Origin of the sequence: Rhodococcus sp. ACPA4 (assembly GCF_002300185.1) — a bacterium.
In the GTDB taxonomy this organism is placed as follows: domain Bacteria; phylum Actinomycetota; class Actinomycetes; order Mycobacteriales; family Mycobacteriaceae; genus Rhodococcus_F; species Rhodococcus_F globerula.
This window is the reverse complement of sequence record NZ_NSDY01000001.1, coordinates 1,269,086-1,285,956: the sequence shown is the minus strand read 5'-3', so window position 1 is coordinate 1,285,956 and position 16,871 is coordinate 1,269,086. Positions and strand designations below refer to the sequence as shown.

17 protein-coding genes are annotated in these 16,871 nt (G+C 61.9%); 13 read left to right on the top strand and 4 right to left on the bottom strand.

Features of this window, described 5'->3' with window-relative positions:
- The first annotated feature begins 29 nt into the window (after window positions 1–29).
- The 12 genes from CJ178_RS05865 to CJ178_RS05810 all read left to right on the top strand — a co-directional run bounded on the left by CJ178_RS05865 (window position 30) and on the right by CJ178_RS05810 (window position 12,133).
- A complete protein-coding gene (locus tag CJ178_RS05865) occupies window positions 30–227 on the top strand; it encodes a ferredoxin (RefSeq protein WP_033231992.1) in 198 nt (65 codons plus the stop codon).
- On the top strand, window positions 224–1,426 hold the full coding sequence (locus tag CJ178_RS05860) for an NAD(P)/FAD-dependent oxidoreductase (protein WP_095886335.1): 1,203 nt from the start codon (window positions 224–226) through the stop codon (window positions 1,424–1,426). The genes CJ178_RS05865 and CJ178_RS05860 overlap by 4 nt, the downstream gene beginning before the upstream one ends.
- Window positions 1,426–2,145, top strand: a complete 720-nt coding sequence (locus tag CJ178_RS05855) for a class II aldolase/adducin family protein (RefSeq protein ID WP_218833718.1) — start codon at window positions 1,426–1,428, stop codon at window positions 2,143–2,145. Before CJ178_RS05860 ends, CJ178_RS05855 begins: the two co-directional genes overlap by 1 nt.
- 995 nt (window positions 2,146–3,140) lie before the next feature.
- Window positions 3,141–4,388, top strand: a complete 1,248-nt coding sequence (locus CJ178_RS05850; protein ID WP_095886333.1) for an ABC transporter substrate-binding protein — start codon at window positions 3,141–3,143, stop codon at window positions 4,386–4,388.
- Between the two features lie 93 nt (window positions 4,389–4,481).
- Window positions 4,482–5,363: a branched-chain amino acid ABC transporter permease gene (locus tag CJ178_RS05845; RefSeq protein ID WP_033231997.1), complete on the top strand. Its 882-nt coding sequence runs from the start codon at window positions 4,482–4,484 to the stop codon at window positions 5,361–5,363.
- Window positions 5,364–5,366: 3 nt separating this feature from the next.
- Window positions 5,367–6,491: a branched-chain amino acid ABC transporter permease gene (locus CJ178_RS05840; RefSeq protein WP_095886332.1), complete on the top strand. Its 1,125-nt coding sequence runs from the start codon at window positions 5,367–5,369 to the stop codon at window positions 6,489–6,491.
- Window positions 6,488–7,291: an ABC transporter ATP-binding protein gene (locus CJ178_RS05835; RefSeq protein ID WP_095886331.1), complete on the top strand. Its 804-nt coding sequence runs from the start codon at window positions 6,488–6,490 to the stop codon at window positions 7,289–7,291. The genes CJ178_RS05840 and CJ178_RS05835 overlap by 4 nt, the downstream gene beginning before the upstream one ends.
- A complete protein-coding gene (locus CJ178_RS05830; RefSeq protein WP_095886330.1) occupies window positions 7,284–8,060 on the top strand; it encodes an ABC transporter ATP-binding protein in 777 nt (258 codons plus the stop codon). The genes CJ178_RS05835 and CJ178_RS05830 overlap by 8 nt, the downstream gene beginning before the upstream one ends.
- The gene (locus tag CJ178_RS05825; protein ID WP_179300726.1) at window positions 8,060–8,632 is read left to right on the top strand and encodes an NADPH-dependent FMN reductase; all 573 of its coding nucleotides are present in this window, start codon (window positions 8,060–8,062) and stop codon (window positions 8,630–8,632) included. Before CJ178_RS05830 ends, CJ178_RS05825 begins: the two co-directional genes overlap by 1 nt.
- Before the next feature lie 2 nt (window positions 8,633–8,634).
- Window positions 8,635–9,777 (top strand): alpha/beta hydrolase, encoded by a 1,143-nt coding sequence (locus tag CJ178_RS05820; protein ID WP_033231999.1) that lies wholly within the window; start codon window positions 8,635–8,637, stop codon window positions 9,775–9,777.
- A gap of 14 nt (window positions 9,778–9,791) precedes the next feature.
- On the top strand, window positions 9,792–11,357 hold the full coding sequence (locus CJ178_RS05815) for a long-chain-fatty-acid--CoA ligase (protein WP_095887858.1): 1,566 nt from the start codon (window positions 9,792–9,794) through the stop codon (window positions 11,355–11,357).
- The gene (locus tag CJ178_RS05810; RefSeq protein ID WP_033232001.1) at window positions 11,354–12,133 is read left to right on the top strand and encodes an IclR family transcriptional regulator; all 780 of its coding nucleotides are present in this window, start codon (window positions 11,354–11,356) and stop codon (window positions 12,131–12,133) included. The genes CJ178_RS05815 and CJ178_RS05810 overlap by 4 nt, the downstream gene beginning before the upstream one ends.
- 159 nt (window positions 12,134–12,292) lie before the next feature.
- Here CJ178_RS05810 and CJ178_RS05805 read toward each other — a convergent pair whose 3' ends face one another.
- The 4 genes from CJ178_RS05805 to CJ178_RS05790 all read right to left on the bottom strand — a co-directional run bounded on the left by CJ178_RS05805 (window position 12,293) and on the right by CJ178_RS05790 (window position 15,654).
- Window positions 12,293–13,732, bottom strand: coding sequence for an ABC transporter substrate-binding protein (locus CJ178_RS05805; protein WP_052683549.1), 1,440 nt, complete (start codon window positions 13,730–13,732; stop codon window positions 12,293–12,295).
- 451 nt (window positions 13,733–14,183) lie between these two features.
- A complete protein-coding gene (locus tag CJ178_RS05800) occupies window positions 14,184–14,552 on the bottom strand; it encodes a nuclear transport factor 2 family protein (protein ID WP_095886327.1) in 369 nt (122 codons plus the stop codon).
- On the bottom strand, window positions 14,549–15,118 hold the full coding sequence (locus CJ178_RS05795; protein WP_045067790.1) for a VOC family protein: 570 nt from the start codon (window positions 15,116–15,118) through the stop codon (window positions 14,549–14,551). The genes CJ178_RS05800 and CJ178_RS05795 overlap by 4 nt, the downstream gene beginning before the upstream one ends.
- A 167-nt stretch (window positions 15,119–15,285) precedes the next feature.
- Entirely contained in the window at window positions 15,286–15,654 is a 369-nt protein-coding gene (locus CJ178_RS05790; protein WP_045067789.1) for a nuclear transport factor 2 family protein, read from the bottom strand.
- 264 nt (window positions 15,655–15,918) lie between these two features.
- On the opposite strand from CJ178_RS05790, the gene CJ178_RS05785 reads away from it, so the two are divergent.
- Window positions 15,919–16,758 (top strand): TetR family transcriptional regulator, encoded by an 840-nt coding sequence (locus tag CJ178_RS05785; protein WP_095886326.1) that lies wholly within the window; start codon window positions 15,919–15,921, stop codon window positions 16,756–16,758.
- The last annotated feature ends 113 nt before the right edge of the window (window positions 16,759–16,871 follow it).

Genomic DNA, 16,871 nt, shown 5'->3' with positions numbered 1-16,871 from the left:
ACGCGACCTACCGAAAGAAGAACTTGGAAATGGCAATCCTCAAAGCGAACCTCGAACTGTGCCAGGGCTATGCAAACTGCGTGGTCGCGGCTGACGACGTCTACGACATGGACGACGACGGCCTCGTGGTGCTGCTCAAAACCCGGGTGGACGAGTCCGACCGCCAGCGCGTCGAGACCGCAGCGAAGAGCTGCCCCGCCAACGCCCTCTGGCTGGAGGAAGAGTGAGCGGCGGGGTTCTCGTCGTCGGCGGCTCGGTCGGCGGTATCCGTACGGCCCGGGCGTTACGTAATGAGGGCTACGCCGGGCCGGTAACAGTCGTCGAGGCCGAGCCGCACTTGCCGTACGACAAGCCGCCGCTGTCGAAGGTTCCGCTCGACGGCGACGCGCACGTGCCACTGCTCACCGCGGCGGAGGCACGAGAGCTCGACATCGAGCTCAGGTTAGGCGCTGTCGCAATCGAAGTGCGGGCGCAGGCCAACCAGCTGGCACTCGCCGACGGCACAGTTCTCGACTACGACGAGCTGGTGATCGCTACCGGTGCCGCGGCTCGGCCCTCGCCGTGGAGCGGCCCTGGTATCCATGTACTTCGCACTCTTGCCGACGCTCGCGCACTGCGCGAGAGTCTGCACGGCGCGAGCCGTCTCCTCGTCGTCGGTGCCGGGTTCATCGGTGCGGAGATCGCGTCACTCGCGCGCAAGCAGGGCATCGACGTCACGATTGTCGATCCCGCCCCTGTCCCGATGGCCCGTATTGTCGGCACTGAACTGGGAGAACGCCTGTCGGACCTGCATCGGGTGCATGGCGTGGAGGCTAAATTCGGCACCACCGTCAGCGCACTCGACTGCGTAGACGACAGTCTGCGCGCGACGCTTTCCGACGGCTCAGAATTTCCGGTCGACGCTGTCGTGGTGGGAATTGGTGCGGTTCTGGAACTCGGGTGGTTGGAGTCGTCAGGCCTGACGCTCGACGACGGTGTCGTGTGTGACGAATACGGCCGCACTCCCGACTTTGCGAACATCCACGCTGTCGGTGACATTTCGAAGTGGTACCAACCGCGGCTCGGCACGTCGGCGCGGGTTGAACACTGGACCAACGCTGTCGAGCAAGCAAACACGGTGGCCCACAACATTATTCACGCGGATGATCTGCTCGCGCACGACCCGGTGGCCTATGTGTGGAGCGATCAGTACGACTGGAAGATTCAGTTGTTCGGAACCCGTGACGTTGCGGCAGACCCGCTAGTGGTGGAACAGTCCGACCCGCTACGTTTGGCAGCGATCTGGCAGGACTCCGAGGGCCGGGCAAGCGGCGGTTTTACCGTCAACTGGCCCAAGGCGTCGGTCCAGCTGCGGCGGACTATCGCTGCCGGCGGACCCGCCGATGCGGTGCACGCGCAGCTTTCGACTCCGACGGTGAAGCGATGATGTCCGGGGAATTGGATGAACTACGGCATCTGGTGGCGGAGGGCTGCCGAGTTTTGGCGGCTCGTCAATTAGCGCCCGGCATTCTCGGGCACATCAGCTACCGGATCGACGAGACCAGGCTGCTGGTTCGGTGCCGCGGCGCCCAAGAGCGCGGGCTGGCGCACACGACGCCACAAGATATTCGGTTGGTCGAATTGACCGGTGAGCCAGGCGCTCCCGGCGAACTCGACGGCTACACCGTGCCGTACGAGCTGCCTCTTCACAGCCGGGTTCTCATGCGTCGCCCCGATGTCATGTCGGTGGTGCACGCGCATCCCGCCAACGTAGTGGCGGCCGATCTCGCCGGGCTGACAATCCTGCCCATTGTCGGCGCCTATGACATCCCGGGGACCGTGCTGGCACATGGGGGAGTGCCTGTATTCCCCAGGGCCGCTTTGATTCACAACTCTGCGCTTGGCGACGATGTCGCTGATTCCCTGGGCGAGCGGCCAGTGGTCCTCATGCGCGGACACGGACTCACGTCCACCGGCACCTCGGTGCAGGAGGCGGTTCTTCGCGCAATCTCCGTCGACACGATCGCGTCACTGTCGTTGTCCATCGTCTCGGCGGGCGGCACGTTGAAACCGATCGGTGCCGAGGATCTGGCCGACTTGCCGAATCTTGGTGCCGGTCTCAATCTGGGTGCCGCGTGGCGCCACGAGGTATCCCGACTCGAATAGAATCGCCAAGATCCCTCGCCGGTGTTCACACTGGTGGGGGCTTCTTTGGATGGGCTGAATGCTCACGAAAGCCCCTATTGCCCCGACATCGACGTCGGGCCGTCACGCTCAGAGTCGTCGTGGTTCGGCAACAGACCAGTCGCGCCGCCCTGGCTTCGAGCTTGGGTTGTGTTCGTCGAATTGTCGACTGAATTCTCGAGGGGTACGCGATATCGAAATATGTTGCAGTGAAGTCTATTTCTAATCTCGAAATCAAAGTCACAAGAGGCTGGACAGTCAATAGCCGTAGATCCGGCAGATCAGTTCAACTCCGGAAGTTGATAGTCCCGATTCGGCACTCCGATCCGTGGCCCTGAATGGGAAGGAGGTCGCCTGCCTCGCTCGTTGGCGGGTGGCGGCATCGATCATGCTCGATGACAACCGGTTTCGGAGGGAGTGATCGGAGGCTTCCGACTTCACCTGATCGCGGGCGAGCGTGAGCGGAACACTCTCCGGGAGGTGCGCGTTTCGAATTCGGGCAGCAGTTGACTGTGTATCGACCGACTGGCCAGAGGGGCGTCGATGCAGGGGCAGCCTCGATCAAGGCTGTTACTCGCATTGAGGCAGCGACAGTCTTTGTATGCAGAAGGGCGCCATATTGCGCGGTATATCGAACAATAGGGAAAGATTGTGTACAATTCCGCCAGGGCTGGATCTTGGCGCACCCTGTTTTGATCCTGGTCGGCAAATGGCCTGTGTCACGGACTGGGTAGCTGGAACCGGCTCGGCTTCGGCGTTGATCCAGCCGCGTGGATTCTGAGTGCCTCATCTGCTTGTTCGGCAGAAGTAGTCTCTGCACAGAGAAATTGAGCTCTATTTCTGCTGCTTAAAAGATTTACGTTCTAAGCTTAGCGATCGATAGATTGCCCTTGACTTGGCGCCATGTATGCCTGTTCAATGCTCAGGACCACAGTTTCAATGTGGGTCAGGTCACAACCCGAAGGGACGTACTGAAGATGTTGAGGAAAGCTGCTCCAGCCCTCGCAATCGCCACGATGCTCACGTTGACTGCTTGCGGCGGGTCGGCCAGTGGAGACTCCGCAAGTGCGGATGGGGTCAAGACCGGAAAGGGCGTCAGCGACAGCGAGATCAATCTTGCGATCCTCACCGACTACTCCGGGCCACTTGCCCAGCCCGCAACCTCGGGTTCGATCGGCTTGGAAATCAAGCTGGACCAGGTCAACGCCGCGGGCGGGATCTGCGGGCGTCAACTCGTCCTGCACAAGATGGACACCAAATACGACCCTCAGGTCACCACCCAGCAGTATCGCGCCATCGCGAACAAGGTTGTGATGATCCCGCAGCTGATCGGTACGTCCTCGCTGATGGCGGTCAAGGACAGCATCGCGAAAGACGACCTGCCGACCTTCTCGGCATCGCTCAACACAGCAGCGCTCAAGCTCGAGGATGTCGCGATCTACACCCCGCCCTTCGAGGTCGAGCTGATCAACGGCCTGGTCTGGGCCGCGCAGAAGGCGGGTGCAAGCGCTACCAACCCGCTCAAGGTCGCCGTCGTCGCACCGGCGGACGAGTACGGCACGGGATACGCAGACTCCGTCAAGTTTGCCGCGGAACAGATCCCCGGCGTCGAGGTCGTCGCCAGCCCGACGTACAGCCCCGCTGACAACGACTTCACCGCTCAGGCCACCGAGTTGAAGAACTCCGGCGCCACGGTCGTGATCCTGGCCAACACCATGGCCCAGACCGCGGGGCTGGTGGGACAGTCCGCCCAGCTCGGTTATTCGCCGCAGTGGATCGGTTACTCGGGCGCCTGGAACGCCGCGCTGGCAAAGCCGCTGGCCGGCTTGACCGACAACTTCTACGTTTCGGCGAGCTACGGAGCGCTGAACGATGACGTTCAGGGCATCAAGGACATGAATGCCGCTCTGGCGCAGTACGCGCCGAACGAGAAGCCGAGCAACTTCCAGGTTGCCGGTTGGTTGAGCGGTACCGCCACCGCGGCGGTGCTGGAAAAGGCCTGCGCGAACAAGGATCTCACCCGTGAAGGTGTTCTGGCCGCGATGCAGGATCTCGACATCGACTTCGGTGGCATCCTGCCGACAGTCAACCTCGGTACCGGCGACTCGATCGTCAGCTACCAGAGCCGGATGAACACCGTAAATGCCGATGGTCTGCTGATCCCCACCACTGACTGGGCCGAGACCGATCAGGCTCGCGCCTGGGGCGAGGCAAACGGTTTCTGATCGACGCACTTCGGCGCCCGTCACAGGACGGCGGCGGGCGCCTTGGCGGCGCATCAGGACAATTACTGTTCGACTAAAGGAGTAGAAGGGGCTATGGCGCTCTTCTTGCAGCTCGGCTTCCAGGGGATAGCCCTAGGAATGGTCTACGGACTGATCGCCCTCGGGTTCGTGATCATGTACAAGGGCTCACACACATTCAACTTTGCCCACGGAGAGATCGTGGCGCTAGGCGCCTACACGGTGCTGGCCTTGATGGCCTTCATGCCCTGGGGGCTGGCGTTCCTCTTCGCGGTCGTCATCATGGTGGTTCTCGCGGTCCTGATCGAGGCGGTCTTCTTGCGCCGCATGGTCGGAAAATCTGTTACCACCGTCGTTCTCGCGACGCTGGGTATCTCGATCATGCTTCACCAGGCGATCTTGATGATCTGGGGCGTCGGCACACATGGCTCGGCCGGTCCTGTCGGTTCAGGCACGGTGACTGTCGGCTCGGTAGTGCTGCCGTGGAGTGGCATTGCGACAATCGGCACCTCCGTGGTGGTTCTCGCGGGGCTGGCCTATTTTTTCCAGAAGACACCGTACGGTCTGGCGCTTCGTGCGACCGCCAGTCACCAGGAAGCGGCACTGGCGCAGGGAATCGATGTGCGACGGATGTTCGCACTCTCGTGGGGACTTGCGGCGTTCCTTGCCGTGGTGGCCGGTGTCTTCTTGGCGTCGTTCCCTCGGGTTGTGTCTCCGGCATTGGGTATCGTTGCGCTGCTTGCTATTCCCGCGATCGTGATCGGCGGCATGGACTCGCTGGTAGGTGCGATTGTCGGCGGCCTGATCGTCGGACTGATTCAGGTTATGGGGTCTTACTACCTGTCGGACATCGGGGGCGGCCGACTCCATGAGGTCTTGCCCTACATCGTCATGTTTGCCGTGCTGGTGGTCCGGCCCTACGGACTCTTCGGCAGTAAAAGCATTGAAAGGGTCTGACCGATGACAACAACTCTCGAACCCGCACCCATCGACGACGACACCGCAGGTGTTCCCGCCGAAGTCGTGCGGACCAAGAAGCGAAGCACGCGGGTGTGGGTTGCCGTGTGGGTCGTGGCGATGCTCGTTGTGCCGTGGGTGGTGCAGTCCGATCTCTGGATGGGCGTGGGAATCTTTGCGCTGATCGCGGCGGTCGGCGCACTCGGCATGCAGGTCATCACCGGATTTGCCGGTCAGATCTCGATGGGCCACGCGGTATTCATGGCGATCGGCGCTTACACCTCGGCCTGGCTCGGAGTCGACGAGGGACTCCCAGTCTGGGTGTGGTTGCCCGCAGCCGCTGTAGTTGCCGGACTCGCCGGTGGGGTGGTCGCTCCGGCGGCAGTCCGAATCCGCGGGCTCTACCTGGCGGTTGCGACGTTGGCCCTGATTTTCATCGGCACCTATGTCTGGGAAACCTGGACCAGCCTGAGCGGCGGAGTCAATGGTCGGACGGCCCCTGCGGTGGAGATCAACGGGCAGGACCTGCTGGACGGCTACCGGTCGTCGGGAGGCGAGGAGATCCTGACCTCGTTCCAGGCGTGGTGGTATTTCGCCCTGGCAGTGCTGCTCATCGTCACTGTGCTGACGTGGAACCTCAAGCGTTCGCGCCTAGGTCGCGCCTTCATGGCGGTCCGTGACCGGGACATCGCGGCGGGCGTTGCCGGCATACCTGTGACCAGAACCAAGGTCGTGGCCTTTGTCATCTCTTCGGCGTTCGCCGGTGTCTCCGGTGCGCTGCTCGTGTCCTACATGGGCTACTTCACGCCGAGCCAGTGGACGATGATGGTCTCCGTCGACTTCATCGCGATGGTTGTCATCGGTGGTATGGGCACGGTGGCAGGCGCGATCCTCGGCGCATTCTTCATCAAGGCGATGCCTGAGATGGTGAATGTGCTGTCGCCGTACCTTCCGTTTGTCTCGAAGGACGCGAGCGCCGACGGCGGCGTTACCGCGCCTCTGCTCTCACAGTTCTTGTACGGCCTTGTGATCGTGCTGGTCCTCATCTTCGAGCCCAAAGGATTGCTCGCGCTCTTCAAGCGGCCCATCGACTGGATCCGAGCCCGAATCTCCGGAGGTAGCAAATGAACTCGCTGGTCATCGACAGCCTCAGTGTCCGCTACGGCGCAGCCTCGCTGGCCCTCGAGGATGTGAGCCTGACGGTTCCCCAAGGCCAGATCGTCAGCCTCCTCGGGCCGAACGGTGCGGGCAAGTCGACGTTGATGCGGGCGGTGTCGGGTCTGCTCGGCGTGCACGGCGGCACCGTTGCCTCGGGCAGGGTCGAACTGCTGGGCAACGACGTCACCAACGAGCGCTCGTCGAAGCGCGTGAAACTCGGCCTCGCGCAGGCCCTCGAGGGTCGGCAGGTGTTCCCTGGACTCACCGTTGCCGAGAATCTCGCGAGCGGCGCTTTTGTCCGTCGCTATCGCAAGGCCCAGGAACTCGAAGCGCGTGAGCGGGTGCTGCACCACTTCCCGCGTCTGGGTGACCTGATGCAGCGCAAAGCCGGTTACCTCTCGGGCGGAGAGCAGCAGATGCTCGCGATCGGTCGGGCGATGATGTCCCAGCCGAAGGTGCTTCTTCTCGACGAGCCGAGCCTCGGCCTGGCACCGAAAATCGTTGCTGATGTCCGAGACGTGATCGTCGACATCAACAAGGAAGGGACATCCATCCTGTTGGTGGAACAGAACGCGGCCATGGCGATGGCAATTGCGCAGTACGGATATGTCCTCGAAGGTGGCCGCGTCGTCAAGGAGGGCAAGGCGGAGAACCTGCGCGGCGACGCAGAAATCGCAGAGCTGTACCTGGGTGCTTCGGCAGTGGGCGCAGCTGAGCCGCCGGCACAGGCCACGGGAATCGATACCGAAGGGGTGATCCAGCATGTCTGATCCGCGTGCCGATCTGTTGGAGATCAACGATCTGTCCCTGAGCTTCGCCGGGGTAAAAGCCCTTGACGGCGTGAGCTTTTCGATCGCCGAGGGCGAGCTGTTCTCCGTCATCGGCCCGAACGGTGCGGGCAAGTCCTCGCTGTTCAACTGCATCTCCGGTGTCTACGCACCACAGTCCGGTTCCGTGCGCTTCGCGGGAGCCGAAATCCTGGGCTTGCCGGCTCACAAGATCGCGAAAAAGGGCATCGCCCGGACCTTCCAGAACGTGGAGGTCTTTCCCGCGATGACGGTGCTGGACAACCTCTTGCTTTCGCGGCACAACGCGATGCGCGCGGGAGCCTTGGAGAACATGCTGTGGCTGGGCCGCGCAGCGCGGGAGGAGAAGGCCGCGGTGGAAAAGGTTCGCGAGGTCGCTGCGCTGATGAACATCGAGCATCTGGCAGACACCCCTGTCGGATCACTACCGCACGGCACGCAGAAGCGCATCGAGTTGGCGCGGGCACTTGCGATGGAACCGCGGCTGATCATGCTCGACGAGCCCGTCGCCGGCATGAATCACGACGAGTCCGCCGAGATGACGGAAACCATTGTGCAGGTGAACCGAGATCTCGGCGTTGCCATTTTGCTCGTCGAGCACGACATGAAGATGGTCATGGGCATCTCGAACCGCGTCTGTGTTCTCAACTTCGGTCAACGAATCGCCCTCGGCAAGCCCGCCGACGTTATCCGCGACGACGCTGTCGTCGCGGCCTATCTGGGAGCTGCATGATGAAAGACGGAAAATTTGTAATCTGCGCGATTGCAGGCAGTCTCCGCGCAGACTCGTGGAATCGCAAACTTCTCGAGGCGACGGCGGCAATGGCGCCGGACGACGTCGAGGTGCGGATCACGAAGCTGCTGGGCGAGATCCCGATGCTCAACGAAGACGATTTCGGTAACGAGGCGAACAGCGTCCATGCGCTGCGCGCCGAGGTCGAAGCCGCTGATGCCCTGCTCATCGCGACACCCGAATACAACGGCGGCATCCCTGGTGTTCTGAAGAACGCACTCGACTGGCTCTCACTTCCACTCGGACGCTCGGTGCTCGAGCGTAAGCCGGTGGCGCTGATGGGCGCGACGCCTGGCCGCCTCGGCACAGCGCGCAGCCAATTCGAACTGCGTCACACCTTCGTCTTCTCCCGGTCCCCAGTGTTGCCCGGGCCGGAGATTCTCCTCAGCTTTGCCTCCAATCACTTTGACGAGCAAGGCAGATTGACGGATCCCATCGTCCTCGAGCGGGTCGAGTTGATGTTCACGCACCTGAAGAAATACGCAAGTCTCAACGAATACGAGGTTGTCTAACCATGACCGGCACCACCAGCCCGACCGTCCACAAGGAATTTGTCAGCAGCGAGTCACCAGGCGCTAAGCGCGCGGGTGCCGGCGGCTACCCGTGTCAGGGCATTTACTACACGCCGGCCGGTAAGAAGCCGCGCATCGCAATGATCGCTACGCATTACCAGATTGATTTCTCGGAGCATTACATCGCCGAGTTCATGGCTGCGCGAGGTATTGGATTCCTGGGTTGGAATACTCGCTACCGCGGTTACGAGGAGCTGTTCAATCTCGACCAGGCTTTGGTCGACATCGGTGTGGGTGTGCGCTGGCTCGAGGAGCACGCAGGTGTGGATCAGGTTATCCTGCTCGGCAATTCCGGAGGCGGCTCGCTGATGGCGGCCTACCAGGCGCAAGCGACCTCGCCGTGCATCCGTCCCGCCCGCGACATGGAACCCGCAGTCGGAATTAACGACCTCATCCCCGGAGCTGCCTACATCTCCCTCGCCGCGCACGGCGGTCGGCCCGACGTGCTGACCGCGTGGCTGGACGCAGCAGTCGTCGACGAAAACGACCCGACTCTGACCGACCCCGAACTTGATCTGTTCAACCCCGAGAACGGTCCGCCGTACTCCGCGGAATTCATCGAGCGGTACCGCGCTGCGCAGGTTGCCCGCAACCACCGGATCACCGCATGGGCGCAGGAAGAGCTGGCTCGGATTACCGCCGCGGGTTACAACGACCGGCACTTCGGAGTCCCGCGTACGTGGGCTGACCCCCGGATGGTGGACGCGACGCTCGAGCCCAGCAGTCGGCCGGCAGGCGAGTGCTACCGCGGCCCGACTTCGGTAGCCAACCGCGAGGACCGCGGCATCGGTGCCGGGAGCACGCTGCGGAATTGGCTACACATGTGGAGTCTCGAAGAATCGCAGTGCCGTGCGGAAATGCACATGGAGAAAATCACGGTGCCTTCGCTTGTCATCAACCCTGACGGGGACTCGGGTGTGTTCCCGAGCGACGCGGACGCGCTGTTCAATGCCCTCGCGAGCGAGGACAAGTCGCGCAAGGACCTGCCCGGTGATCACTATTTCCAGGAGCCCGGGGCCCGCGCCGCCGTTGCCGATGTGATGTGCGAGTGGATTGCGGACCGTTTCCCCAAGGCGCAGTGGTGAATACGAGCGTGGACATGGATGACCTGACGCGTGCCCGCCAGCAGCACTGGGTCAGTCAGGTCGCGCGGCATGCATTTGAGCGCGGTGAACAGACGGCCGTCGTCTTCGGCGACCGCCGGATTACCTGGGCAGATCTTCAGCAGCGAGTGGATTCCGTCTCCGCCGCCCTCGCCGAGCGCGGCGTGGCGCACGGGGACCGCGTCGCGTTGCTGATGGGCAACCAGGCCGAGTACATCGAGATCATGATCGCCGCCAACCGGATCGGCGCTATCGCCGTGCCGATCAACTTCCGGCTGAGCGTCGGCGAGGTGGCGTTCACGCTCGACAACAGCGGAGCCGTCGTTCTTTTCGTGGACGAGCAAGCGAGCGACACCGGGATCGCTGCGGCCGCGCAGGCCGCGGGTCCGGTTCAGGTCTTCCAGGTCGGCAGCGAGGGCTCTGACGGCGCATCGGCGTACGACGTTCTCCTCGCACATTCCGGTTCGGGCAGACCGGTCGCGGCGATCGACGAGTGCGAACCAGCGCTGCTCATGTACACGTCGGGAACCACCGGACGGCCCAAGGGCGCCGTGCTGACGCATCGCAACTTGGCGGCGCAGTCGGCCACGAACGTGATGGCGTTCCGGTTCGAGATGTACGACGAGGTAAGCCTGTGCGCCGCACCGCTGTTCCACATCGGGACTCTTGGCCTGGTGGCGCCGGCGATTCTGATGGGCGCCACCATGGTTGTCCTTCCGAGTGTCTCGTTCAACGCGGGGGCACTCCTCGACGTCGTCGAATGCGAGCAGGTCACTTCGACATTCCTCGTACCGACTCAGTGGCAGGCGGTCTGCGACGAGCAGGAGCGGTCGCCGCGCGATCTGTCTCGGCTTCGCGTCAGTTCCTGGGGCGCAGCGCCTGCCACCGATTCGCTGCTTCGCAAGATGAGCGAGGTGCTTCCCGGTGCGTCGAGCATTGCGCTGTTCGGGCAGACCGAGATGTCCCCGGTGACGTGTGTGCTCGAGGCCAAGGATTCTCGCCGTAAGTTGGGTTCCGTCGGACGCCCGGTACCCGGTGTCTGGGCACGCATAGTCGACGAAAACATGGTGGATGTGCAACCCGGTGAGGTCGGCGAGATCGTCTACCGTGGGCCGGGACTGATGACCGAGTACTGGAACAACCCGGAGGCAACGGCGCAGGCCTTCGCCGGAGGCTGGTTTCACTCCGGTGACCTGGTACGCAAGGACGCCGAGGGCTTCATCTACGTCGTAGATCGTGCGAAGGACATGATCATCTCCGGCGGCGAGAACATATATTGCGCCGAGGTAGAGAATGCGCTGGCCGGTCACCCGGGCATCGCCGAGGTTGCAGTGATCGGCCAGGTTCACGAAACATGGGGCGAGACCCCGGTCGCGGTGGTCGCACTGAAACCGGGTGCGGCGGAGTTGACCATCGAGTCGCTGCGCGCCTGGGCAGGGGAGAGGTTGGCGCGCTACAAGCTTCCGACCAGCCTCGTGCTGGTCGATATGCTGCCGCGAAACGCGTCCGGCAAGGTCACCAAGAATGTTCTGCGCGCTCCTGCCGTTACGCTACCTGCGTGACCGCAAAGGAAGATACAACTGCGAACCGACCGCAGTACCCGATCGAGTCTGTCGACAACGCCCTGCGAATCCTGCTGCTGCTGGGCGAGCGTCGCAGTATCCGGCTGACCGAGGTGAGCGAGTACCTTTCGGTTGCCTCGTCGACCGCGCACCGACTGCTGGCGATGCTTCAGTACCGCGGATTCGTCCGTCAGGTCGAGGGTTCACGGGCTTACGAACCGGGCCCCGCCCTGACGACGATCGCGTTCGCGGTCCTGCGCCAAACAGACGTCAGGGCCCGTGTACATCCAGTGCTCGAACGGCTTTCGGCCAGCCTGGGTGAGACGGTCCATCTGGCCCGCCTCGACGGGAACACGGTGACCTTTGTGGACTCGGTCGAGAGTGCGCGAGCGGTGCGCGTGGGGTCCCGCATGGGGATGACCATGCCGGCGCACTGCACATCGTCCGGCAAAGCGCTGCTCGCTACGCTCGATGACCGTGCGGTGCGCGAGCTGTACCCCGATGAGAAGCTGAAGGGCCTTACGTCACACTCGATTACCAAGCGGTCGGCGCTTCTGCGCCAACTCGCGGAGGTCCGCCGGGTCGGGTTTGCCACTAGCAACGAAGAGTCCGAGGATGAAGTTACGTCGGTGTCGGTCTCGCTCGGCGAGTACGGCGGGGCGCGCTACACGTTGAACGTGTCCACGCCCAAGAGCCGGATGTCCGACGTGACCCGTGAAGAGATCGCCGCCGCCCTGGCCCAAGCAGTAGACGAGGTTGCAGCGTTCTTCCTGTGATCACTGCACGGAGCGAATCTTCCTGCGCAGCAAGGTAGACCAAGGAGTGCAGCCCCGCCGATCCAATCGATCGGCGGGGCTATTTCTTGTGATCATGACCAACCCGGCCCTGCCACTTTGCTTTTCGGCAAAGGTGACAGGGCCGCGAAAGGTTACGGCCTAGTCCGAGATCCAGACCTTGTCGAAGAGCGTCAATCCATCCATGCCCGACTTTGCGTCGTGGACGTTAGGTGCCCAGGTAATGAAGTTTGCGCCCGAACCCAAAGGCAGGATCGGCACATCCTCGTTGAGGATCGTCTGCATCTTCTCGAATCCAGCCCGGCGCTCGTCTTCTGTGCCGGCAGTTTGAATCTGAAAGATGACTTCGTCCATAGTGGGATTGCTGTAGCCACTGACGTTTTGACTGGATCCAGTCGTGAGCAGGCCTTGAAGGCGCAGGAGCGGGGCGGAGTCGGGCACCGCTGTGCCGGCGACGCTCACGTCGAAGTCATGGGTGACATAAAAAACTTTGGCGATGTCGTTCTTTGTTGCATTGGGCTGGATTTCGACTTCGAAGCCGACATTTTGGAGCAGCGACTGCATCGCCAACGCCAGGTCGGTCGATGCTGGATCTGACAGCGCGGCGAACGTCAGTTTTCCATCGTATCCGTCTGCTTTTGCCTCATCGACGAGCTTGCGAGCGGCCTCGATGTCCGGAGTAGGACCCGGGATCGACCCATGCATAGTGGACCACTCCTGGAACATCTCGAGTCCCGGCGAGTTCAGGCCCTTCCTGGACCGTTCATTGATCACGGTGGGGTCGATCGCTTTCGCAATTGCCTGTCGGACCCGGATATCGTGCGCCGCACGACCTTCCCTGATATTGAGAAGTCCGTTGTCGACCATGCTTACCGGCTCGTAGTAACCGGGGAAATCGGCCCGCATCGTGTCGATGGCCTCGCCTCCCCTCAGATACGCCATCTGCACCTCACCAGCCTTGAGCGCGTCGACCATCGGCTGCTCGCCTTGAAGGTCTACAAACTTGAGTTCGCCAATTCGCGGCTTCCCGCCCCAATAGTCTTCGCGTGGCGCAAGAACGAGTTCAAATCCGGGATTGACGGACTCAACAGTGAATGGACCAGCTCCGATCGGTTCGACAAATTTCCCGTCTCTGAACGAGTCGGAGTGGGTAATCATGCCAAAACCTGAGGTCAGGAGGGTCGGGAAGTCACTCCATGGATTCTTCAGGTTATACGTCACGGTACTGGGGTCGGGCGCCTCGACAGACCGCACGTTCGCCCGGAACTGATCGCTGTTCGTGGCATTGCCCTCGGTCATACGATTGGTGCTGGCAATAACGGCCGACGCGTCCAGAGTGTCGCCATTGCTGAACGTGACCCCGTCACGAAGTCTGACGGTCCAGGAGAGTCGATCGGGAGCCTCTGTGATCGACTCGGCTAGCTGAGGCACAATTTCTGCGGATTCTGGATCCCATCGCACCAGGACGTCGTAAATGGCAGCCATTTCCGTACCTCCGAGCCAGGCAGACGTCCTGCCCTTGATCGGGTCAAGGGTATTGGTCAGCGAATGCGATGCATAAGTCAAAGTCGCACTTTCCATAGCGCGTCCCTCATCCGACTGCTCGCCAATCACCCCAGCCCTCACGAGCTTTGGCGCGCCAGTGCCATCCGATGAGCCGGCGGAGGACGCGCATCCGGCGGCTAGGAGCCCGCAAGTCGAAATGAGGGCCAAGGCGGTAAGCGTCCGCCGATAAGTTATTCGCTTCATTGCCATCCTTCGGAGGGTGTGTCTACAGACCTGACTGCGCGTTCACGCTGAGGCTGGGAATTGGATGCCGTCGGCCCCGACGAACCCCAAGGGAGACTCACATCACGTCGAACTTAGCAGAAGTAAGTTCTTTCTGAGAGAAAAATGGGGAGCTGGAGGGGTCGCAGCGGTCTTTTTGTGATCTCGGTACCGAATGAATCTTCCTGCGCAGCAAGACAGGACACGAAACAGCCCCGCCGAGGGGATTGGATCGGCGGGGCTGTTTCGTGTGATCACGTTCTATTCAGGCAAAGACCTTGCGGAGTTGGCCTGCGTCCAAATACTCCTCGATACGGCGAACCTTTCCGCTGTCGACAAATACCCGGAAGATCGTGGGGACGTTGACGGTCTTGTCCCCGATAGTCGCCCGGATGACGTGTTGACGCAGGAAGCCGTCCTCGAGGACAGTGCAGCGCGGGTTGTCATAGTGGAACTCGTCGTAGCGCGTGGGAATGCCGGAGAGGATGCGCAGATTGTCCTCACGGGACTGCTCGGCGTTGTCCCAGTTGTGCCAGATTTTCACGTCCGTGTGATAGATCTTGTCGAGGACGGCGACATTGCCGAGAACCAGGGCTCCGAACATCTTCTCGGCGAGATCGAGCATCTCGCTCATTTGGCGGCGCCAACCGGGGCGCCGAGGCCGCCGTCGGCGGTCCGGGGCGCGTGCTTGACGTCGTCCTCGCGCAATTCGCGAGTCCAGGCCGCGAATTCGAGCAAGATCCCGTCCGGGTCGAAGAAATAGATCGACCGCACGAAGGTCGAGTCGCTCTCTCCGAAACTGATCCCACGCTCGGACATGTCGTGGTTGAGCATCGGTCCGGTCTGGACGCCCTTGGCTTCGAGCTTGGCCTTGTACTCGTCGAACTTGTCGAGCGGGATCTTGAACGAGACGTGATTCATCGAGCCGTGCGCCGACGCGATTTCCTTGCCGATGCCGGGAATGGCCGCGGGCGCCGCGATGCCGGGAGCGTGGGGGGCGGCGTCGGCGAACCAGAAGAACGCGATGAACTGGCCGCCGCCCATGTCGAAGAAGAAGTGCTGGCCACCACCAGGCAGGGAGAGCGTCATGGACAGCTTCATGCCCAGGACGTTGGTGTAAAAGTCGACGGTGCGCTCCATGTCCTGGCACACCAGCGCCAAGTGACATACGCCGCCGAGTTCAAATTCTGTATTTGTCATTTCACACTCTCTTTGCTTTGTGACGCGCATCGCGCCGCTGCCTCGATTCGACAGTATTCCCAAGTGTTCGGTTCGTCAAGATCTATCGATCGCTAGATGACGAACAGATGGCTGATCGTGATCAACGCTTGCGTGATATTCCTTCGAAGGCCTTGTCGCGGTTCGCATCAGCTGAAGACGACGTCAAGCTGGCCACGGTCGAAGTACTCCTCGATGCGGTGGATCTGCCCGCCCTCGACGTACACGCGTAGGACCGCGGGGACATTGACGGTCTTCTTGCCGACAGTCGCCTTGATGACGTGTTGGCGGAGAAATCCGTCTTCGACAGCGGTGTGGCGGACGTCCACATAGGCAAATGCGTCGTAGCGGCCGGAGATTCCGGCGAGGGTTGCGAGGTTGTCGTCCCGGGATTGGTCGAGGTTGTCGAAGTTGTGCCAGACGGTCACGTCGTCGCGATAGAAGCCGGCCACCGCGTCGATGTCACCACCCTCGACGGCGTTGAAGAACCGGTCTGCGAACTCGAGGATGTCGCTCATTGCGGTGCTCCTGACTGGACGCCACGGAAGGCGTCGAACTTGCGAACAGGGGAAGGGGGGACTGTGACGTACATCGCTTATGTGTCCCAGGAGGACCGTATTACCAGCTGTTCGGTTCGTCAAGATCGACCGATCGCTAAATTTCGAACGTCAGCTGACGGATGCCTGCGACAGTGGTTCTATCTCCATGTCATGACAGATCGTCGTCCGCCATAACGGCCGTCCAACCAGGTGGTCGAGTGTCGGCGGGATAGCGTGGTACTCATGGTGCAGGCGGGACGAATCGTTGGAGACGGGCTCGGAGCCAGGATGCGCGCGGCGAGAATCGAGCGCAAGGTCGGGCTCCGTCAGCTAGCTCAACAAATAGGCATGAGTGCGTCCTCGCTGAGCGAGTTCGAGAACGGGAAGAGCCTGCCGGGTGCGGAGCGTCTCGAGGCACTCGCGAAGGCGCTCGGGGTAGAGCTTGATCTGCGTCCACCTGAGCCCATCGGACCGCGGTTCGAGGACTGGCGAGACTTTGAACGGTTGGACCTCACCCCGGTCTTTCGGGCGGCGCTGGATGTCTTTGTGGAAGTGGGCTACCACGCTGCGACAGTCAGGATGATTGCCGACCGGTGTGGATTGTCGATGGCTGGCGTCTACTACCACGTGGAAAGCAAGGACGCTCTGCTCACCGAACTGCTGCAGAGCGCGATGGCAGAGCTCATAAGCCGATGCGTGGCTGCAGATGCCGAAGCAGAATCGCCTGATCAGCGTGTGGCCAATCTTGTCGAGTGCGTAATCCTGTTCCACACCCACCGACAGGCCTCGGCCGTGCTCGCGTCCACAGAACTCCGTTCGCTCGACGAGCCTGGCAGGTTGATGCATCTGCAGTTACGACGGCAAGTTCGGGAGATCGTCCAGTCGGCCGTGGAGGCCTGCCGTGATGCGGGGCGAGCCGGTACTGTCCCGGCGACGTCAACCGCCACAGCGATCGTCACGATGTGCGTTGCCGTTGCGGATTGGTACCAACCGGGGATCAGCCCGTCGCCGGTCGAAATCGCGAGGGAGTACGCCGATCTTGCACTGGCCATGGTTGATGCAAGATCTACCGGTGCTCGATGACGCATTCGCTCGCCACCTGACGAGATGGTTGAGAGTGTCGTAGCTGCTTCAGGTTTCGGGCTCATTCCTTGACTAACGCACTTGGCCTATGCAATTCTAAGTGCAGAGAGAGC